This window comes from Gelidibacter japonicus (assembly GCF_010725055.1).
Taxonomy (GTDB): domain Bacteria; phylum Bacteroidota; class Bacteroidia; order Flavobacteriales; family Flavobacteriaceae; genus Gelidibacter; species Gelidibacter japonicus.
Genome location: NZ_BJKB01000001.1, coordinates 38,550 through 58,078 on the forward strand (window position 1 = coordinate 38,550; position 19,529 = coordinate 58,078).

Below are 19,529 nucleotides of genomic sequence, written 5' to 3' on the forward strand. Positions count from 1 at the left end.
TATTTTAAAATATGAATAGAAAAGATTTTATAAAGACCATCACATTCGGCACTGTTGCTGTGGGCATACTTCCTCAATTCGCATTTCACCATTCTGAATTAAGCTATGAGGAACTCATAGGAAAAGGGAGTCCAACACTTTATGGCAACGGCTTTCAAATAAGAAAGGAAGCTTTTGATGCCTTCACTAAGATGAAAAATGCCGCTCTTCGGGACAAGATATCGATTCAAGTCGTGTCGAGTTATCGGAATTTTGCACATCAAAATCGGATCTGGGAACGCAAATACAAAAATTTCACTCAACAAGGTTTAACTCCAGAACAAGCAATTCAAAAAATCATCGAATATTCTACCATTCCAGGAACCTCTCGACATCATTGGGGCACGGACATGGATATTATTGATGCCAATGTGGCCCAACCCAAAGACGTCTTGAGCCCGGGTCATTTTGAAGGGCAAGGCTGTTATGTCAATCTCAAACAATGGATGGATTCGTATTCTAAAGACTATGGGTTTCATTTGGTTTACACCAATAAACCTGGGAGGAAAGGATTTAAATATGAACCCTGGCATTATAGTTACAAACCGCTTTCATGCAACTATCTCAAGGCCTACAGGAAATTAAATTTAAAAGAAATTCTCAACAGGGAATCGCTGATGGGCCAAGAACATCTGACCAATTCTTTTTTGGACACTTATTACGCTGAAAATATTTTGGACATCAATCCGGAGCTGTTGTAGGTTCAGTCTAAAATCAAGAACCTCGAAGCCCGTCCGACCGGCACGGACGGACAAGCCCACGAAGTATGAATAAGAAATTGCCTTTTCGATCGAGCCAAGCCTCAGAGTGTTAAAATTCACTGGAGGGTATTAAAAAAGCCTCTTAAAAATAAGAAGCTTTCTCAAATACTAACCCAACTTTCGTTCTATGAAAGATTTTTCAAATAGGCCAAAACATCATTAGCCTTGGATCGTTTGGCATAGTCCATAGCGTTCAAGCCCTTTTCTGATCTCGTTTTTAATTCAGCACCTTCTTTGATTAGTAAGTCCAAAATCTCTACCCTGTTATACTTGGCAGCGTACATGACGGGCGTCATGCCATTTGAAGATGCATTGACATCAGCACCCAAATCAATTAACTTTTTGACCGTTTCGAGATCGCCTTTGACAATAGACATGCAAAAAGGGCTGACCGAAATTTTTGTTTTTACAACACTTGTAAGTTGTGAGGTTTCAGTTGTTGGAGCTGCATTGGAGATGTGAAAAGCAAAACCTAATGCGATTGCCGAAATAATGATTGTTTTTTTCATGATGAATGATTTTTGATCCGCCCTAACCTAACTTTTCGGTACGGACGAGTTAATGATTATTTTTTGATTGTATAAGAAAGACGATTCTAAATCGGATGTGTTACATTATTTATATAAAAACCTCTAAATTTTAACATTTTATAAACATTTGGACGATACTTTTAAGAATATCGCAATGACATAAAACACATAGCCCATCTGACTTCTGCGAATTAAATTTATAAGTATTTTAAGCCTTAATCATATGCTTTGATTCTTTAAACTTTTATCTTTGGGACTCTAAATAAAGCACCATGAACAAAAAAGTCATTCTTATGATTCTTGATGGATGGGGAAAATCTCCAGACCCAAAAGTATCAGCCATAGATAACGCCCATACTCCATTTATTGATTCCTTATATACTAAATATCCCAATGCTTCTTTACGAACTGATGGTCTCCATGTGGGCTTGCCTGAAGGCCAGATGGGCAATAGCGAAGTTGGGCATATGAATTTAGGTGCTGGCAGAATTGTATATCAGGATTTGGCTAAAATAAATTTGGCGGTTCAAAACAATACATTAGCACAAGAGCAGGTGTTGGTAGATGCTTTTAAATACGCCAAAGAAAATCAGAAACCAGTTCACTTTTTAGGTCTGCTCAGTGATGGTGGCGTGCATTCGCACATCAATCACTTATTCGGATTGTTGGATGCTGCAAAAGCATATGATCTTGATCAGGTTTTTGTCCATGCCTTTACCGACGGACGTGATGTCGATCCGAAATCAGGCATAGGATTTATAGCACAACTTCTAGACCATATTAAAAATAGTTCTGCCGAATTGGCAACGGTTACAGGTCGTTATTATGCGATGGACAGGGATAAACGTTGGGAACGTGTCAAATTTGCTTACGATGCTATAGTGAATGGCATTGGAGAAACTTCTACAGATGCCATTCAGTCCGTACAAAAAAGTTATGACCACGAGGTGACGGACGAATTTATAAAACCAATTGTGATGACTGACCAAAATGGACATCCCAAAGCTAAAATTAAGGATGGTGATGTGGTTATTTTCTTCAATTTCCGAACTGACCGTGGGAGACAGTTGACTCAAGCCTTATCACAATATGATTTTCATGAACAGAACATGCACAAACTCGATTTGTATTATGTGACCTTGACCAATTATGATGATGTCTTTAAGGGAATTAAAGTCGTTTTTGAAAAAGACAACCTAACCGAAACTTTAGGAGAAGTTTTGGAGAAACACCATAAAAAGCAGATCCGCATCGCTGAGACTGAAAAGTATCCACATGTCACATTTTTCTTTTCCGGAGGCCGAGAAGTTCCTTTTGATGGGGAAAAACGTATTTTACGCAATTCACCAAAAGTTGCCACTTACGATCTGAAACCAGAAATGAGTGCTTTTGAATTGCGGGATGCTTTAATACCAGAACTAAAAAGCGAGGAGGTCGATTTTGTTTGCCTCAATTTTGCCAATGGCGATATGGTGGGCCATACAGGGGTTATGGCAGCCGCAATCAAGGCCTGCGAAGCGGTTGATATTGCCGTAAAAGATGTGGTGACCACCGCTTTGGAACACGGATACACCACCTTACTGATTGCCGATCATGGCAACTGCGAAACCATGATCAATCCGGATGGTTCTCCAAACACCGCACATACGACCAATCCAGTGCCTATCATTTTAATTGATAACGACCTGAAACACATTAACGATGGTATTTTGGGCGATTTGGCACCAACAATTTTAAAATTAATGGGCATTCCACAACCAAAAATCATGACTCAACATTCGTTGATCTAATGAATATAGACAAGCAGTTTATTTATTGTATTTTTGCTCCAAAGCCTTGACTCATGAATTTTCAGAACAGACTCATTATAGCTGTGGATTTTGATGGCACTATTGTAGAAGACCGTTATCCAGGAATTGGAAAAGCGCGCATTTTTGCATTCGAAACATTAAAGCGTCTCCAGGAAGATGGGCATCGGTTGATTTTATGGACTTACAGATATGGTAAAAGCCTCGATGAGGCCGTAGAATTCTGTAAACAGAACGGCATCACGTTTTATGCCGTCAATAAAAGTTTTCCAGAAGAAGAGTTTGACAACACCAAAAGTCGCAAAATAAACGCCGATCTTTTTATTGATGACCGAAATATTGGCGGTGTTCTTGGCTGGGGCGAAGTGTATCAAATCATCACCAAGGAAGAGCCCAAGATCCCAGAGAAAAAAAGGGGGTTCTTTTCATTTTTCAGATAATCAGGTATTGATCAAATCAAAATACTGCCTATCAATAGATTCTCTATGATTAGGATGTGCAATATTCACTAAGGCCTTGACCCGGTTTTTAATCGTTTTGCCATACAATTCTGCAATTCCATATTCAGTGACCACATAATTTACATGCGCTCTTGTAGTCACCACTCCTGCTCCCGGTTTTAAACTTGGAACAATACGACTGATACCCGCTTTCGTTTGGGATGGTAAAGCTATAATCGCCTTTCCTCCATCACTTAATGAAGCGCCTCTGATAAAATCCATTTGTCCGCCTACACCTGAATAGATTTTAGACCCAATAGAATCGGCACAAACCTGTCCAGTAAGATCAACTTCTATTGCAGAGTTGATAGCGACCATTCGTGGATTTTGTTTGATGATGGACACATCATTGGTGTAATTTGAAGCGCGCATCTCAATAAACGGATTGTCATCAACATAATCATACAAGCGTTTTGAGCCCATCAAAAAAGTGGCCAATGCTCTGCCCCTATTAATGCTTTTGTAATTGCCATTGATCACGTTGCTCAAAATAAGATCAATTACACCATCACTGAACATTTCAGTGTGCAACCCTAAATCCTTATGGTTGGTCAATCGGGTCAATACCGCGTTTGGTATACTCCCTATTCCCATTTGCAAAGTGCTTCTATCTTCAATTAAACCCGCAACAAAATCGCCAATCTTTCCTTCTATAATAGTTGGCTCTGCCATTTCATGAATTGGCAAGGGTTCATCACAATCTACAAATGCATCGATCTCAGCTATATGAATAATCCCTGCACCGTGCGTTCGTGGCATTTGCTTATTAACCTGGGCAATCACATATTTAGCATTGTCGATAGCCGCCAACGTCGCTTCAACAGAAACTCCAAGAGAACAATATCCATGTCTATCCGGAACTGAGACATGGATTAAGGCAACATCCAATGGGATGATGCGGCGCTTAAAAAGCAAAGGTAGCTCACTTAAAAAAACCGGAGTATATGATCCATTTCCTACTCTTATAGTATGTCTTACGTTTTGACCAATAAAAAAACAATTGACATGGAAACTATCTTTCAATTCAGGATTCGCATAAGGCGCTACACCTTCAGTATGTAATTGGCATATTTCGACATGTCTCAGTTCTTCATGTCTATTGGCCAAGGCTTTTATCAATACTTGTGGAGCAGCCGCCGCCGCTTGTAGATAAACACGATCATTTGATTTTACTGCCTTTACGGCATCTTCTGCAGAAATTGCTTTGTACATAGTTCTTCTATTTAATTACAAAACTATATAACAAAATCCATTTAAAAACTGTTATATATCATGTTCGTGAACAATGTCCTCCCCATTTATTTTAATTATCTTTGCACCATATTTTTTTTACGATGATTATACCAAAAACAAGAGAAGAAATTGAATTAATGCGCGAAAGCGCCTTAATAGTTTCCAAAACTTTGGGCATGTTGGCCAAAGAAATAAAACCAGGCGTGACCACCATGCAATTGGACAAAATGGCGGAAGAGTTTATCCGTGAGCAAGGTGCAGTTCCAGGATTTTTAGGACTTTATGACTGTCCATCCACCCTACTTTGCAGCACCAACGAAGCTGTTGTTCATGGGTTGCCAACAAACGTTCCCTTAAAAGAGGGCGATGTGGTGGCGGTTGATTGTGGCGCCTTAAAGAACGAATTTTACGGTGACCATGCTTATACCTTTGAAATTGGTGAAGTGGCTCCGGAGGTGAAAAAACTCCTCCAAATTACCAAGGAGTCATTATACGTTGGGATAAGGGAATTTAAAATTGGCAATCGCGTGGGTGATGTGGGTTATGCCATTCAGAATTATTGCGAAGCCGAAGGATATGGTGTTGTGCGCGAATTGGTTGGACATGGCTTAGGCAAAAAAATGCACGAAGATCCTGAAATGCCGAACTACGGCAAACGCGGACGCGGAAAGAAATTTATTGAAGGCATGGTTGTGGCCATCGAACCTATGATCAATTTAGGAACACACCGAATCAAACAACTGGATGATGGCTGGACTATTGTGACTTTAGATGGAAAACCAAGTGCGCACTTTGAACACGATGTAGCTCTCGTGGATGGCAAACCTGAAATATTGTCAACCTTTGGGTATATTTATGAGGCTCTGGGGATTGTTTCTGATGAGGAGGATGAGTTTAGACAAAAAACTTTGGTGCTTTAACTATTTCACAGAGTTACACGGAGATTTCACAGAGATTTCACAAAAAAGTATGGATGATAAATTGACTGAACGAATTATTGGAGCAGCGATTGAAGTTCACAAGGCCTTGGGACCAGGTTTATTGGAATCTGCTTATCAAAAGTGTTTATTTTATGAACTAGAATCTCAAGGTTTTGATGTGAAGCAAGAAATTCCTTTACCCATAACCTATAAAGATATCGTCTTAGACCATGGTTATCGGATTGATTTTCTGGTCGAAAACGAAGTCGTCATTGAAATAAAAACTGTAGAGAAATTTACAGAGTCCATACCGCCCAAATATTGACCTATTTAAAATTAGGTCAATTCCCGATAGGATTACTAATTAATTTTCACTCAAAACCACTAACATCAGGCATTAAACGCTTTATCAACACACCTCAATAAATCTCTGTGTAACTCTGCGTTTTCTCTGCGAATCTCTGTGATACAACTTGAAAAAACTCTTTAAATACATCCTCAACACCATCCCAAGGCCAATCCTTATCAGGCTGAGCTACGTGGCACGCCCTGTTTTGGCTTTCTTTTTAAAAGGCAACGCATTCACGGATCCAATTGATGGTAAAAGCTTCAAATCCTTTTTACCTTATGGATATGGCAACCAGCGCAACAACGTATTATCCCCCTCAACCTTGAGTTTGGAACGCCACAGATTGCTCTGGTTGTATCTCAAAAATGAAACCGATTTCTTTACAGCTCCCAAAAAAGTCTTGCATTTTGCTCCGGAACAAGCGTTCTATAAACGCTTCCGTAAAATGAAGAATTTGGACTATGTTACTACCGATTTGAATTCGCCATTGGCTGACGTGAAAGCTGATATTTGCAATTTGCCTTTTAAGGATAATGAGTTTGATATCATCTTTTGTAATCACGTATTAGAGCATATACCGGATGATACCAAAGCGATGCAAGAATTATATCGAATTATGAAACCAGGAGGCTATGGCATTTTTCAGATTCCGCAGGATCTTTCAAGAGCAAAAACTTTTGAAGATGACAGCATAACCGATAGAAAGGAACGCGCTAAAATCTTTGGACAATATGATCATGTTCGGATTTATGGTCTTGATTATTTTGATAAGCTTCGTTCTATTGGGTTTAGTGTGGCAGAAGTAGATTATACTGCTCAGCTCTCAGATGTGGAGGTGACGCGTTTTTGTTTGGCCAAAGGAGAGATTATTCCCTTAGTGCGGAAGTGAGAGGTTATTTCAAGGAGTTGCAAGGGGTTTTTTGGGACTTAAAAAAAATGCAGCTAAATTCTCTTTGTGGAACCTTTCTGTCAGCGCAATTAGTAAGCAAAATACCTATAAAATAGAGGCCTCCTAACCGTTGCGTGGAGTGGTTTTAGAATAGGGAGTTATCCCCCGTTGGTTCAACCTGAGATTGGCTTCGCTGAACCTAAAGGTTTTCTGGCTTTCTAGAAATATTCAATCTTCAGGAAATCCATTTAAAGCCAATGTTTCCAATCCTCTATCGTCATTTTCAAAAATCAGAAATACTTTTAATTCCGGATGACTGACTAAAAAGGTCTTTACCTTCTCAAGTCCCATAGCTTTAAATGCCGTCGCATAGGCATCAGCCGTCATGCAATCCTTAGCAATAACTGAAATACTCAATAAATTGGTTTTACTCGGATAACCAGTTTTTGGATCCAGAATATGTGAATAACGATTTCCTAAACTATCAACTTTGAACTTTCTATAGGTCCCAGACGTTGCCATAGCTTCGTCGTGAAGTGCAATGGTTTTTAAAATAGACTGCTCTTCATCAAAATGAGGTAACTCCACACCTACTTTCCACGGCTTTTGTTTTTCAAGATTTTGCCCCTTACATCGTATTTCTCCACCAATCTCAACCAGATAATCCTTGATGTTCTGACTTTCCAAAAAATTGGCAATGACATCCACGCCATAGCCCTTGGCAATAGCATTGAAATCTATGAAGGTACTTGGATGCTCTTTGATAATATTTGCGTTATCCAAGTGCACTTTATCCAAGCCTACAGACAACATCAAGCTATCAATTTTAAGACTGTCTAAAGCAACCACTTTACCTTCTGGACCAAAATCCCATGCATTGACCAAAACACCTATGGTCGGATCAAAAACACCATCGGTAGCTTCATAAATTGCTTTTGAAGCCTTAAATACATGTATAAAATGTTCATCAACCACAAAAGCCTCATTTCGGTTAATCTTAGAAATATCAGAGTCCGTTTGATAAGTTGACATGGAAGTATTGATGATATCGAATAAACTATCAAACTGTTGTTGGAAGCTTTTATGCTGTTCCGAATAATATTGCACGCCGTAGGAAGTTCCGAAAACTTCACCAGATATTTTAGTGTTTGTAGGCGCCTGTTTGCATGAAAACACAAAAAACACCAAGAGAACACCTATTACTGCTGCAGCGAATACACGACTATTTTTGGAAAAAACACAAGTGAATCTCTGTGAACCTTCGTGGTTCTCCTCGTAACTCTGTGTCATAGGGCTTTTCTAATTCAAATTGGTTTCTATCACCTGAATACCATTGTACTCAATCAAATATTCTTCATTCAAATACACTGGCAAATCCTCACCGTCCGGGTTACCAATCCCCACACCAGCGTATAATACCTTCGCATCATTTTCTCGGGCGTGTTTTTTAAAGGTTTCCATCCAAATGACATCATAATTATTTGGATTCTCAGGAAGGATCACCGTCCTAACAATGACAAAGAAATACTGTTTCGTTTTATCAATGCACACAAACTGTGGATGTCTTTTAAGCTTACTATTGATTGCTATAAATTCAAATCCCCGAGCTTCCAGATCCTTTCCGACATGATTCATGCCAAGGTTGTGCATTTCTTGTTCTGTAAGTGCTTTTCTCATATTACAAAAATACAATATTACCAATGATCAGGCTCTTAAGAAAAATGAAAAATATTTGGAGTAAACAAAATTACGAGCCATACCACCGTCTTTAAAATTCAGAAAATACCATAACGTCAAAAGTCTCAAGGTTTATGTTATGTTAAAACCTTTAAATTTCTTCATTCGAAGTATCAATTTTAGTATCTTAATAGTCATAAATACCATCTTATGAAGACTTCACATCGATTGGATCAGGCCATTCAGAAATTATATTCAGCATTTCATAATAATGAACTTCATCCAGAATGCTGTCAGCAATGTGCCGTCGGAAATATTTTAGACAACACCGATGCTTGGAAACACCTTTCCGATAGTCATGGCTCTTTACAGTTGAATTATGTGGGATTGGTCCATCAGAATTTAGGCAGAAAGTTTAGCGGCTATTCCCCACTCGAATTATTACAAATAGAAGCCAGATTTCTTAAAGGATGTGGCTATTCCTTACCTTTAAATCACAACGGAAAAAAACCTAAAAACCCAGAAGATAAGAACGTACTTTTCAACGGTCTATGTGAAACCGTGGCTTTTTTATGCGCACTGGATGGTGTGGATAATGTGATGGATTATTCAAGACTTTTTGAATTTGAAAACGATCAGCCACGTTACCAACTGAACGCAACCATAATTTGATTGGAAGTTGGGAATTATAGATTATTAAAACCTTTCAGTCCCGATGGCCATCGGGACTGAAAGGTTTAGTGATCAATCAATTAATTAAGCAAAAATTGTCAAAGCCTAAAAACATTTTGCCATAATCGGCAAATGGCAGATGGGAGTTTGTTACCATAATGTGATTGATGCCATTGGCAGGAAATGTCAATGTGCTTGTATCAATAGAGATACTTGTGGTAATCCATGTATTTGACGTACTTGACGTCACAATGATCTCTCCCAAAAACACGGTATTGGCAGCACCAAACAAGTCGATATTGGTTGGCGTGGCGATTCCTGTGGGGTTTGCTGGCAACGGATCTGACCCTGGATGGTAAACGCCATAAATCCCAATTTTCACATCTCGGGAACTTGCGCAATTTTGGCTCATATTGGCATAATCAAAAGACAAATTATAGATCCCTGTATTTTGATGTATGGAAGTTGTCAGTTCATTGAACATACCCTCTCTATAGGTGGCATTACCTGCAGGATTGGTTGTATTTTCAATCCACATGCCGGCAAAAACGCCAGATGTTGGTGTAGGGCCAACAAAACAACCCGCTCCATAATTGGTCGTTGTATCGTTGAACAAATCGGCAAGACTACCAGACTGCCATAACGGTTTCCAATGTGTCGCTAAGTCAATATCCTGATCAATTGAAGCATTTGGGTCTCCGGTTATTATTTCAAAATCGCCATTTTGTATAAATCCAGGACAGGAAGTAATGATTGGAAATTTTGGGACACACTCACACGCGTCATTTACAGTGCCATCAGCATCACCATCGCCATTAGAATCGCAGGCATCGCCAATGTTAAGTTGTAGGTCTTGGCAATCCAGAATTTGGTTGTATTCACATAGATCATCATCACTACAAGAAAATTGCAGCAAAACGAAGACTAAGCACAGCAACTTTAAAAGGTTGGAACTCATCTTATGTGTTTGGTTTTGGTTTAATATATATTTTGTTTTCATGTTTTTCATTTTAAAATCAAGAACCTTCAAAAAAGCCCATGAGGTATGAATAAGAAATTGTCTTTTTGATCGAGGTAAGCCTCGGAGTATTAAACCCACTGGTGGGGAATAAATCAAGGCAGCAACTAACGACTGCCCTGATTTGAAAATTGATTAATAGCAAACTAAATCAAATGGTGTTAAAAGCAGACAACTTTAAACTCTGTTCTACGGTTGATGCGGTGTTCATCATCGGTACAGGGCACATTATTGGCACACTTCGTATTCTTAAGTTCAGTTTCTCCTGCTCCTCTAGCAATCAAACGACTTTTGGATATCCCTTGGCTCGCAATATATTCGACTGTTGCATCTGCACGACGTTGAGATAATTTTCTGTTATATTCATCCGAACCTTGACTATCTGTATGAGATGACATTTCCACTTGGATATTCGGATTATCTCTCATTAACTTCACAATACGCTCGAGATCGGCAATGGCCTCCGGCAAAATGTCAGCCTTGTCCAAATCAAAATTAATATTGTCCAATTTTATGGCCTTTCCGCAAGGGTCCACACACATTTCAAAATCTATAAACAAAGTATTGTCTCTATTATATGAACTTGTAGAAATCTCTACGTCATTAGAATAGTACCCCTCCTTCTTACCGTTTAAGGTGTAATTGGAAGCCTGCTTGAGATGGAACATAAAGTCGCCTTTAGCATCAGACAGGGTATGTTTCTGTCCTGGATTGATATTGTCTTTAAGCAAAATATCGACGCTTTGTATCCCTTCAGCACTATTACACTCTACGACATTTCCTTTTAGTATAAAGTTTTTATCGCCATAGACAATAACTTTTTGTATTCCTGAACTTTCCTTTTGGCAGTTTTTAAACTCAGCTTTGGTTATGCTCTCTTCTTCTAAACTGACATTATAGAGTTTTCCTTTTATGATATAGTCTCCTTCAACCACCTCATTAAAAACTACCACTCCATAGGAGTTTGTAGTCCCACTTTGTACGATGTTTCCGTTAAGATCGGTTAGGACAACATCAGTATTAGGCAGTGTCTCTCCTGTAAATTTATCTCTCGCGGTCACGGTTACGCCACAACCACAAGTTGCACAACAATGTGGGAAATGATCTTCTTGACAAACAGGACAGGTATTTTCTTTTTTGCTTTTTGTGAACTTATAGGTGATACCAGCAAATAAACCCACTGAAGATATATCACAATCGCAAGGCTCTTCACGGAACATAGGTTCTCTATCCAATAAGGTCATTGGTCTATCAATATTTTCGGTATATGAAGTAAAAGGCTGATACATTGCAGATACTCCAGATTCATTCAATTCTTCAACATTGAAATGTCTCATATAATAAGCGCCGGCATTGATGCCCCAGTTCTTATTCAAGAGATAGGTAAAGCGCAATTGTCCCTTAGCGGTGAGCACTTGTGAATCGTCATAGCCCGCATGGAAGTTTAATGGATAGGTATTGGGAGTGGCTGAACTGCCTTCCAAATAGGTCCGGCCTCCTTTTATAGAAGCGAGTCCAAAGCGTGTATTGAGCTCGGCCGTAAACGTTCCCATTCTGTTTCTATACTGGAAATTTGGACCAATTCCGTAGAAAAATCGTGTAATCTTATCCTCGCTTAAATTAAATGAAGTGATTGGTGTCATCCAATCGGCTTCATAAAGATCTGCAGTAGGATAGGTACTTTTTGGTTTGTTTTTTATGTAGTCCACATCTACACCTACTCCAAACCAATTCCAGTAATAATCTAAAGAAAGACCTAAGTCAAGTCCGCCCTTATAATCTATATAAGGCGTATTGTTGTTATAAGTAGGAAAATCATAACCAACTCTTGGGGTGAGTTGGAGATAGTTTCGATCTAAAGGCTCGTCTTGTGCCATAGCTGAGAATGTGCTCGCAAACACAACTAAAATTCCCAATAATTTCATTAAATTCTTCATCGTAAAAAGTGTTTTAAATTATGTTACTCACCCTTATATAAAGATGGCTTCAAAATTGTTACCCCCTATTTGGAAAAGTTTAGTGTATTTTGTCAAATTCCTTGTCGTTCATATAAAACAAGAAATCTTGGTAGGCCTATAGATTTGAAAAGATGTGCTGTTCCAAGAAGGCCTGTTGAATAACATTATTTTAGACGCCTCCCTACATCCATATCTTATTACGTCCGACTGAACAGATCTAAAATGCAAGAGTTTTCAACATGGAAAGTGGTGCTATTTTAGTAAATTTGGACTCCTTAATAAAACTGTTGGCATTGGTTTATCAATTGGCATTTATATTATTATAGGATGGCATAAAATCAATATAAAACAGAAAATATAATCTTCAGAAGATTTAACCCATGGCACATCACAGCACCTATTTGAACCCAAAACACAAGGTCATCCCACTTGATCAACTTCACCTCAATGATGATATCAGGGAGCGCATCAATCAATTGTTGGAAGAGTTTGTCTATATCAATGCACTAAACAACCTCAATATTCCAGTTGATAATAAAATATTACTACATGGCCATACAGGATGTGGAAAAACAGCCACTGCTTACGCCATCGGACACGCCTTAAACAAGAAGGTCATTGCCATTAATTTGAGCGGATTTGTATCCTCAAAATTAGGAGAGACGGCGAAGAACCTATCTGATCTATTCAAAAAAGCCATAAACGATGACGCCATTTTATTTATTGATGAATTTGACTTTATTGGTAAATTAAGAGATTATGATGAAAAAGATTCCGGTGAAATGAAGCGATTGGTGAATACTTTGCTACAGCTCATAGATAATTTACCTGATAACACTTTGTTGATTTGTGCTACGAACCATTTAGGGATTATTGACTCGGCGCTATTGAGAAGATTTCAGATCAGACTGGGGTATACATTACCAACCGAGGAAGATCTCAATAACTATTACGATAGTATTTTGTCAGGATTTCCAAAACACCTCAACATAATAAAAAGAAGCTATGGTATATCTTATGCGGAAGCTAAAGACAGTATTCATCAACAAATTAAAGCTAATGTCATAGATTTTGAAAAACGTAAAAAACATTTAATATTTTTTTATGACCGTTTTAAATCACCTGGTCTACAACTTCAACATTATGGCAGAAAGCTCTCGGGGACTCAAGATACTTTGTCGGGATATGCACTGAACAATTCCATGATTAATGGCTTCTCAATGACTGAAAACGGTGAAAGCACCATGAGTTATATGGCTATAAAATCGAAAGAATCCAGTGATAAAATCACAGGAATGGTGTATGAAGTTACAGGAGAAGAACTTGTACGGACGGATCAACTGTCAGACCCGAATTCCAAAAGAGTTCTGGCAACCACCGACTCAGGAGTAGAAGTTTGGGTTTATATTGCAAATTAATTCAATAATGAAGGAACATATGATTCAGGAAAATATCGCAAAAATTCTTGGGAGAATTGAAAGCGCTTGCAGGAAAGTCAATCGAAATCCTTCGGAAGTTAAGCTGTTATTAGCCACTAAAACCGTATCAGCAGAAAACATAAAGATTGCCTTTAACCATCATCAAACCTTAATTGGCGAAAATAAGATTCAGGAGGTCAAAGCAAAATACGAGAGCTTGAAACCCTTCCCTCATCAAAAACACTTTATAGGTCATCTCCAAACCAATAAAGTGAAGGAACTGATAAGATATGATGTGGATTGTATTCAGTCTTTAGACCGGCTCAGATTGGCGGAGAAATTACAACATCGACTCGAATATGAAGATAGGACCATGGATGCCTATCTGCAATTTAATACCTCTTTTGAAGAAAGCAAATTTGGGATGCATCCTGACCATGCCGTAAAATTTGCCTTAGAGGTCCAGCAGTTTGATCGAATCCGCATCAAAGGGCTAATGACCATCGGTTTATTTTCAGGAGAACATGAAAAAGTTCGGAAATGTTTTAAATTATTAAAAAGCATCCAACAGCAACTGCTAGGCAAAGGCATTCCGGTCAATGAATTGTCAATGGGAATGAGCGGAGATTTGGAAATTGCCATTGAAGAAGGCGCAACCATAGTCAGGGTTGGAACGGCTATTTTTGGAAAACGTGAGCATCCGGATAGCTATTATTGGAATGAAAATAAATAGATTTATAAATTAGGAATCAAGACGGTCCAAAAACAGGAACCAGGACCGCTTCGCTTTTAGATTCAGGAATCAAGAATTGACCTCGACAGTACTGAATGTATTGGATCAAAACCTATTTCATTTTGATCGTTTCAGATCAATAAAAAACCCAACACATAAGTATTGGGTTTTAGTTTTCTACCGAAGTATAAACTTATTTTATGTTTTAAGATTAACTTTCGATGCACTTAAAGGATTCCTGCTTGCGCAGGAAATGGTTATCCTCCAAAGTCGTCAAATCTGATGTTTTCATCAGGGATTCCGAAATCCTCTCCCATCTTCTGAACCGCTTGGTTCATCAGTGGTGGACCACAGAAATATAGCTCTATATCTTCTGGTGCTTCATGATGATTTAAGTAGTGATCGATGACACAATTGTGGATAAACCCTACAAAACCATCACCTGGAGCATCAATATTTTCTTTTACTTTCCAATTATCTTCTTCCAATGGTTCAGATAATGCCATATAGAACTTAAAGTTAGGGAACTCACGCTCCAATTCACGGAAATGTTCTATATAGAACAGCTCACGTTTAGAACGACCACCATACCAATAAGTCACTTTACGACCTGTTTTTAGGGTTTTAAAGAGCTGATATAAATGAGAACGCATAGGTGCCATTCCTGCTCCACCACCTACATATAGCATTTCGCTATCTGATTCGTTAATAAAAAACTCCCCGAAAGGTCCCGATATTGTGACCTTATCTCCCGGTTTTTGGGCAAATATATATGAAGATGCAATACCTGGATTGACATCCATCCAAGTGTTCTTAGCTCGGTCAAAAGGAGGTGTTGCGATACGTACGTTCAGCATAATTTCACGTCCTTCGGCAGGATAGGATGCCATTGAATACGCACGTTCTACGATTTCGTCGTTTTTCATCACCAAAGGCCATAGTTTAAATTTGTCCCATTCCTCCTGGAACTTGTCTGGAGTATCATGCTCTTCAGGATGTGCAGTGATATCCATATCCGAAAATTTAATTTCGCACTCCGGAATTTCGATTTGAATATATCCACCGGCCTTATAGCCCATATCTTCAGGAATTTCAACAACAAATTCCTTAATAAAGGACGCCACATTATAGTTTCTAACAACAGTTGCTTCCCATTTTTTAACCCCAAATATTTCTTCAGGAATGGTAATTTCCATATCCTGTTTTACTCTTACTTGACAAGATAATCGAATACCTTCTTGAATTTCCCTTCTGCTAAAGTGAGGAGTTTCTGTAGGCAAAGCTTCTCCTCCACCAGAAAGTACGTGACACTCACACTGAATACACGTTCCTCCACCACCACAAGCGGACGGCAAGAATATCTTCTGGGCCGATAAAGTGTTCAATAAGGTACCTCCAGAACTTACTTCCAATTTACGTTCTCCATTTATAGTGATTGTTACTGGACCTGATGGAGACAGTTTCTGTTTCACTACAAGTAATAGCGTTACCAGTAATAAGGTAACCACCAAAAATGCGATAACCGTAACAATGACTGTCCCTAATGTGCTTGCTGCTAATATCATAATCTTTAATATTTATTATCTGTATCGTTTTTTGATTCTATCACAAGATCAGATGCTTTATGATCTTTCTGAACAGTAACCATTCCATCTACAGTTTCCATTTCATCCTGTGCGCCTTCGTCATCACCTCCGGTCAACATACCACCAAAACTCATAAATCCGATGGCCATAAGACCTGTAATGATAAAGGTTATTCCTAATCCTCTTAATGGTGCCGGTACATTACTATATCTGATTTTCTCTCTAATGGCAGCAATGGCAACAATGGCTAAAAACCAACCTATTCCAGAGCCTATACCATAATTAAGTGCTAAACCTAAAGTTTCTATCTCACGAGATTGCATGAACAATGAACCTCCCAAAATAGCACAGTTTACGGCAATCAATGGTAAAAATATCCCCAATGAATTATACAATCCCGGTGAAAATTTCTCGACCACAATTTCAACCAGTTGTACCATTGTTGCAATGGTAGCAATAAACATAATGAAGGATAAAAAGCTGAGATCAAAATCCGCATATTCTGGTCCTAACCAAATCAAGGCACCTTCTTGCAATAAATATTGATCCAACAACCAGTTTAAAGGTACTGTAATTGCCAAAACAAAGATTACTGCCGCACCAAGACCAACAGCAGTGGCTACTTTTTTAGACACCGCCAAGTAAGAACACATACCCAAGAAGTATGCGAAAATCATGTTGTCTACAAATATCGATTTGAAAAATAATTCTATATGTTCCATTTTTTATAGTCTTCAGTCTTCAGTCCACAGCCTTCAGTAGCGCTTGAATGCTTACTGATAACTACTTACTGCAGACTATTTAAATTAATCTTCTATTAATTCTTTGTTTTTACTACGTTGCACCCAAATAATGATTCCAATAACAATCAATGCCATTGGAGGCAATACCATAAAGCCGTTGTTTTCATAACCAATGGCGTACAGGCCTGTTTTCTCAACCGAGTCACCCAGAACTTTATACCCCAACAAGGTTCCTGAACCCAAGAGTTCTCTAAAGAAACCAACAATAACAAGGATGACACCGTAACCTAAGGCGTTCCCAACCCCATCCAAAAAGGATCTCCAAGGTCCGTTTGCCAAAGCAAAGGCTTCAAAACGTCCCATGATGATACAGTTGGTAATAATGAGTCCGATGAAAACAGAAAGTTCCTTACTCAAACTATAAGCATAAGCTTTCAACACCTGATCAACAATAATTACCAAGGTTGCTACGACGACGAGCTGAACTATAATCCTGATTTTTGAAGGAATGATATTTCGCATTAACGAAATGACCACGTTACCAGCTCCTAATACAAATATCACAGAAATAGCCATTACAATTGATGGTTTTAACTGTGCAGTAATTGCCAAGGCAGAACAAATTCCTAGAACCTGAATGGTAATAGGGTTGTTATCCGCCAATGGATCCATTATTAGTTTACTATCTTTTTTTGATAAAAGTCTCATACAATTTTATTTTAATGACTTGAAATAAGGCACATACATTCTTAAATCCTTTTTAATCATCGCGGTAACTCCGTCCCCTGTTATGGTGGCTCCTGCAATAGCATCTACGGCATTATCGGTCTTCCTATCATTTCTAGGATCGGCGTTGCCTTTGGCCACCGTTATTCCTTTAAAAACTCCAGATTCATTGAGAAGGTGCTCCCCTTCAAAATCATCCATAAAATAGCGTTGTTTAATTTCACTACCTAAACCTGGCGTTTCTCCAGCGTGATCAAAAAAGACACCTTGAACAACCATCTCATTGTTCACCGCCACAAACCCCCAAATGGCATCCCATAGACCTTTTCCTCTAATTGGAATAACATATATTGGATTCCCATCCCTTTCACCTTCAAACAACGGTAGTTTTCGTGTGTAATTTGGATCTTTGGCCTTAGCTTCCTCCTTTTTGATATCTATCATATAGGCTTGAGGATCTTCAGTTACCTTATCACCTTCAATGACATACTGTTTTGTAATGGTGCTATTAAACACGTCCTCTACTTTATCTGCAGGTATGAACTCAACATCACTTGGGCCTTCATTGGCATTGATGCCCATGGCGTACAAAATATTTTGCTGAATTTCAAATCGCTCATTCGCTTTTACCAAAGGTTTTAAGCCTTGTGCCAGTCCTGCAAGGATAGAACCAACCACAATAACCATAACAATGGCAAAAATAACGGTATAACTATTTTTATCTGTATCGATCGCCATAACTTAAGCTGTTTTTAATTTTCCTCGTTTTAATCTCTTCTTCACATTGCCCTGAACTACATAGTGATCAATAGTTGGCGCAAATACATTCATTAACAATATAGCCAGCATGACGCCCTCTGGGTACGCTGGGTTAAATACACGGATCATAATGGAGATAAATCCAATTAAGAAACCGTAAATCCACTTTCCTTTGTTGGTTTGTGACCCAGTTACCGGATCTGTGGCCATATATACAATACCGAAGGCCATTCCACCTATGATCAAATGATGCCAGAATTCAGTGCTCATCAATCCATAGAATTTACTTGTTTCGGTTATCCAACCGGCATCTACAACCACATTAAATATATAGCCCATAACTAATGCCCCAAGAGTGGCGCTAAGCATAATTCTCCAGCTTCCCACCTTGGTAAAAATAAGGAACAATCCGCCCAAGAGAATTAAAAGTGTGGATGTCTCGCCAACAGAACCCGGAATAAAACCAAAAAACATATCCATTACGGAATAATCTACTGGATGCGATTGCGCCAAACTCCCCAATATGGTTTCTCCTGAGATGGCATCGGCTGTAGACCCATTTGCGATCTCCTTTGTTCTTTCAACTGCACCTTGTACCCAAACTTTATCCCCACTCATCCATGTTGGATAAGCGAAGAATAAAAATGCTCTAATGGTCAATGCAGGGTTGAGTATATTCATTCCCGTACCACCAAACACTTCTTTCCCGATAACAACACCAAAAGCTACAGCCACGATTAACATCCACCAAGGAATGTCAATTGGCACAATCAATGGCACTAACATACCAGTTACCAAATAGCCCTCTTCAACCTCATGACCTTTAATAACGGCAAATAAAAATTCAATCCCCAATCCAACACCATAGGAGATGATCAATAAAGGAAGAATTTTCCAAAAACCTAAAACAAAGTTCTGTAAGTTCCAAAATTCACTGCTAAAGAATCCATTAGTAACTGCTTGGATCTCTCCTACAGCCAAATAATGTTGATACCCTGCATTAAACATTCCGAAAATCAAACACGGAATCAATGCCATAATGACCGTGTTCATGGTGCGCTTTAAATCATCTGCTGCTTTAATATGCGTGCCGCCACGTGCGGTATCATTAGGCGTATATAGAAAAGTATGCAAGGCATTAAAGGCAGGTGCGATCTTAGTCCCTTTATATTTTTCTTTTAAATTATGTAAGTTCTGTTTTAAACCCATT

19 protein-coding genes and 1 pseudogene are annotated in these 19,529 nt (G+C 38.7%); 9 read left to right on the forward strand and 11 right to left on the reverse strand.

Annotated features, from left to right (window positions below):
• Positions 1-11: 11 nt before the first annotated feature.
• Positions 12-740, forward strand: a complete 729-nt coding sequence (locus G6N06_RS00195; RefSeq protein WP_163514039.1) for a M15 family metallopeptidase — start codon at positions 12-14, stop codon at positions 738-740.
• 185 nt (positions 741-925) lie between these two features.
• Here the strand turns inward: G6N06_RS00195 and G6N06_RS00200 are convergent, their stop codons facing one another.
• The gene (locus tag G6N06_RS00200; RefSeq protein WP_163514040.1) at positions 926-1,309 is read right to left on the reverse strand and encodes an ankyrin repeat domain-containing protein; all 384 of its coding nucleotides are present in this window, start codon (positions 1,307-1,309) and stop codon (positions 926-928) included.
• Positions 1,310-1,602: 293 nt separating this feature from the next.
• Here G6N06_RS00200 and gpmI point away from each other — a divergent pair, with 293 nt between their 5' ends.
• Positions 1,603-3,120 (forward strand): 2,3-bisphosphoglycerate-independent phosphoglycerate mutase, encoded by a 1,518-nt coding sequence (gene gpmI / locus G6N06_RS00205; RefSeq protein ID WP_163514041.1) that lies wholly within the window; start codon positions 1,603-1,605, stop codon positions 3,118-3,120.
• A 53-nt stretch (positions 3,121-3,173) separates the two neighbouring features.
• Positions 3,174-3,578: a BT0820 family HAD-type phosphatase gene (locus G6N06_RS00210; protein ID WP_163514042.1), complete on the forward strand. Its 405-nt coding sequence runs from the start codon at positions 3,174-3,176 to the stop codon at positions 3,576-3,578.
• On the opposite strand, the gene G6N06_RS00215 is transcribed toward G6N06_RS00210, so the two are convergent.
• Entirely contained in the window at positions 3,579-4,850 is a 1,272-nt protein-coding gene (locus tag G6N06_RS00215) for an acetyl-CoA hydrolase/transferase family protein (RefSeq protein WP_163514043.1), read from the reverse strand.
• A 122-nt stretch (positions 4,851-4,972) separates the two neighbouring features.
• Between G6N06_RS00215 and map the strand changes: the two genes are divergently transcribed.
• The 3 genes and pseudogenes from map (at position 4,973) to G6N06_RS00230 (ending at position 7,029) form a co-directional block, all read left to right on the forward strand.
• Complete coding sequence (gene map, locus G6N06_RS00220) at positions 4,973-5,791, forward strand: type I methionyl aminopeptidase (protein ID WP_163514044.1); 819 nt, start codon at positions 4,973-4,975, stop codon at positions 5,789-5,791.
• A 49-nt stretch (positions 5,792-5,840) separates the two neighbouring features.
• Positions 5,841-6,217: pseudogene (locus G6N06_RS00225) on the forward strand (GxxExxY protein).
• Positions 6,218-6,264: 47 nt separating this feature from the next.
• Positions 6,265-7,029, forward strand: coding sequence for a class I SAM-dependent methyltransferase (locus G6N06_RS00230; protein ID WP_163514045.1), 765 nt, complete (start codon positions 6,265-6,267; stop codon positions 7,027-7,029).
• Positions 7,030-7,257: 228 nt separating this feature from the next.
• Here the strand turns inward: G6N06_RS00230 and G6N06_RS00235 are convergent, their stop codons facing one another.
• Together G6N06_RS00235 and G6N06_RS00240 are read right to left on the reverse strand one after the other, a co-directional pair.
• Positions 7,258-8,319, reverse strand: coding sequence for an FAD:protein FMN transferase (locus G6N06_RS00235; RefSeq protein ID WP_163514046.1), 1,062 nt, complete (start codon positions 8,317-8,319; stop codon positions 7,258-7,260).
• A 9-nt stretch (positions 8,320-8,328) separates the two neighbouring features.
• Complete coding sequence (locus G6N06_RS00240; RefSeq protein ID WP_163514047.1) at positions 8,329-8,706, reverse strand: DUF8840 domain-containing protein; 378 nt, start codon at positions 8,704-8,706, stop codon at positions 8,329-8,331.
• Positions 8,707-8,916: 210 nt separating this feature from the next.
• Here G6N06_RS00240 and G6N06_RS00245 point away from each other — a divergent pair, with 210 nt between their 5' ends.
• Positions 8,917-9,378 carry a Na(+)-translocating NADH-quinone reductase subunit F gene (locus tag G6N06_RS00245; RefSeq protein WP_163514048.1) on the forward strand — a complete coding sequence of 154 codons (462 nt, stop codon included), beginning with the start codon at positions 8,917-8,919 and terminating at the stop codon, positions 9,376-9,378.
• A 76-nt stretch (positions 9,379-9,454) separates the two neighbouring features.
• On the opposite strand, the gene G6N06_RS00250 is transcribed toward G6N06_RS00245, so the two are convergent.
• Complete coding sequence (locus G6N06_RS00250; RefSeq protein WP_163514049.1) at positions 9,455-10,378, reverse strand: hypothetical protein; 924 nt, start codon at positions 10,376-10,378, stop codon at positions 9,455-9,457.
• 179 nt (positions 10,379-10,557) lie between these two features.
• On the reverse strand, positions 10,558-12,333 hold the full coding sequence (locus G6N06_RS00255; protein WP_163514050.1) for an OmpA family protein: 1,776 nt from the start codon (positions 12,331-12,333) through the stop codon (positions 10,558-10,560).
• A 401-nt stretch (positions 12,334-12,734) separates the two neighbouring features.
• On the opposite strand from G6N06_RS00255, the gene G6N06_RS00260 reads away from it, so the two are divergent.
• Together G6N06_RS00260 and G6N06_RS00265 are read left to right on the forward strand one after the other, a co-directional pair.
• A complete protein-coding gene (locus G6N06_RS00260) occupies positions 12,735-13,772 on the forward strand; it encodes an AAA family ATPase (protein WP_163514051.1) in 1,038 nt (345 codons plus the stop codon).
• A 7-nt stretch (positions 13,773-13,779) separates the two neighbouring features.
• Positions 13,780-14,505: a YggS family pyridoxal phosphate-dependent enzyme gene (locus tag G6N06_RS00265; RefSeq protein ID WP_163514052.1), complete on the forward strand. Its 726-nt coding sequence runs from the start codon at positions 13,780-13,782 to the stop codon at positions 14,503-14,505.
• Between the two features lie 257 nt (positions 14,506-14,762).
• Here G6N06_RS00265 and nqrF read toward each other — a convergent pair whose 3' ends face one another.
• The 5 genes from nqrF to G6N06_RS00290 all read right to left on the reverse strand — a co-directional run bounded on the left by nqrF (position 14,763) and on the right by G6N06_RS00290 (position 19,528).
• On the reverse strand, positions 14,763-16,070 hold the full coding sequence (gene nqrF, locus G6N06_RS00270) for an NADH:ubiquinone reductase (Na(+)-transporting) subunit F (RefSeq protein ID WP_163514053.1): 1,308 nt from the start codon (positions 16,068-16,070) through the stop codon (positions 14,763-14,765).
• A 5-nt stretch (positions 16,071-16,075) separates the two neighbouring features.
• Positions 16,076-16,813, reverse strand: coding sequence for an NADH:ubiquinone reductase (Na(+)-transporting) subunit E (gene nqrE, locus G6N06_RS00275; RefSeq protein WP_163514054.1), 738 nt, complete (start codon positions 16,811-16,813; stop codon positions 16,076-16,078).
• Between the two features lie 84 nt (positions 16,814-16,897).
• Positions 16,898-17,542, reverse strand: a complete 645-nt coding sequence (locus G6N06_RS00280) for an NADH:ubiquinone reductase (Na(+)-transporting) subunit D (RefSeq protein ID WP_163514055.1) — start codon at positions 17,540-17,542, stop codon at positions 16,898-16,900.
• A 6-nt stretch (positions 17,543-17,548) separates the two neighbouring features.
• Entirely contained in the window at positions 17,549-18,298 is a 750-nt protein-coding gene (locus G6N06_RS00285; protein ID WP_163514056.1) for a Na(+)-translocating NADH-quinone reductase subunit C, read from the reverse strand.
• A gap of 3 nt (positions 18,299-18,301) precedes the next feature.
• Entirely contained in the window at positions 18,302-19,528 is a 1,227-nt protein-coding gene (locus G6N06_RS00290) for an NADH:ubiquinone reductase (Na(+)-transporting) subunit B (RefSeq protein WP_163514057.1), read from the reverse strand.
• Between the last annotated feature and the right edge of the window lies 1 nt (position 19,529).

Bases quoted from the DNA above. Each gene is read 5' to 3' on its own strand.
- G6N06_RS00195 (WP_163514039.1), top strand. From the start codon at position 12: ATGAATAGAAAAGATTTTATAAAGACCATCACATTCGGCACTGTTGCT.
- G6N06_RS00200 (WP_163514040.1), bottom strand. From the start codon at position 1,309: ATGAAAAAAACAATCATTATTTCGGCAATCGCATTAGGTTTTGCTTTT.
- gpmI (WP_163514041.1), top strand. From the start codon at position 1,603: ATGAACAAAAAAGTCATTCTTATGATTCTTGATGGATGGGGAAAATCT.
- G6N06_RS00210 (WP_163514042.1), top strand. From the start codon at position 3,174: ATGAATTTTCAGAACAGACTCATTATAGCTGTGGATTTTGATGGCACT.
- G6N06_RS00215 (WP_163514043.1), bottom strand. From the start codon at position 4,850: ATGTACAAAGCAATTTCTGCAGAAGATGCCGTAAAGGCAGTAAAATCA.
- map (WP_163514044.1), top strand. From the start codon at position 4,973: ATGATTATACCAAAAACAAGAGAAGAAATTGAATTAATGCGCGAAAGC.
- G6N06_RS00235 (WP_163514046.1), bottom strand. From the start codon at position 8,319: ATGACACAGAGTTACGAGGAGAACCACGAAGGTTCACAGAGATTCACT.
- G6N06_RS00240 (WP_163514047.1), bottom strand. From the start codon at position 8,706: ATGAGAAAAGCACTTACAGAACAAGAAATGCACAACCTTGGCATGAAT.
- G6N06_RS00245 (WP_163514048.1), top strand. From the start codon at position 8,917: ATGAAGACTTCACATCGATTGGATCAGGCCATTCAGAAATTATATTCA.
- G6N06_RS00250 (WP_163514049.1), bottom strand. From the start codon at position 10,378: ATGAAAACAAAATATATATTAAACCAAAACCAAACACATAAGATGAGT.
- G6N06_RS00255 (WP_163514050.1), bottom strand. From the start codon at position 12,333: ATGAAGAATTTAATGAAATTATTGGGAATTTTAGTTGTGTTTGCGAGC.
- G6N06_RS00260 (WP_163514051.1), top strand. From the start codon at position 12,735: ATGGCACATCACAGCACCTATTTGAACCCAAAACACAAGGTCATCCCA.
- G6N06_RS00265 (WP_163514052.1), top strand. From the start codon at position 13,780: ATGAAGGAACATATGATTCAGGAAAATATCGCAAAAATTCTTGGGAGA.
- nqrF (WP_163514053.1), bottom strand. From the start codon at position 16,070: ATGATATTAGCAGCAAGCACATTAGGGACAGTCATTGTTACGGTTATC.
- nqrE (WP_163514054.1), bottom strand. From the start codon at position 16,813: ATGGAACATATAGAATTATTTTTCAAATCGATATTTGTAGACAACATG.
- G6N06_RS00280 (WP_163514055.1), bottom strand. From the start codon at position 17,542: ATGAGACTTTTATCAAAAAAAGATAGTAAACTAATAATGGATCCATTG.
- G6N06_RS00285 (WP_163514056.1), bottom strand. From the start codon at position 18,298: ATGGCGATCGATACAGATAAAAATAGTTATACCGTTATTTTTGCCATT.
- G6N06_RS00290 (WP_163514057.1), bottom strand. From the start codon at position 19,528: ATGGGTTTAAAACAGAACTTACATAATTTAAAAGAAAAATATAAAGGG.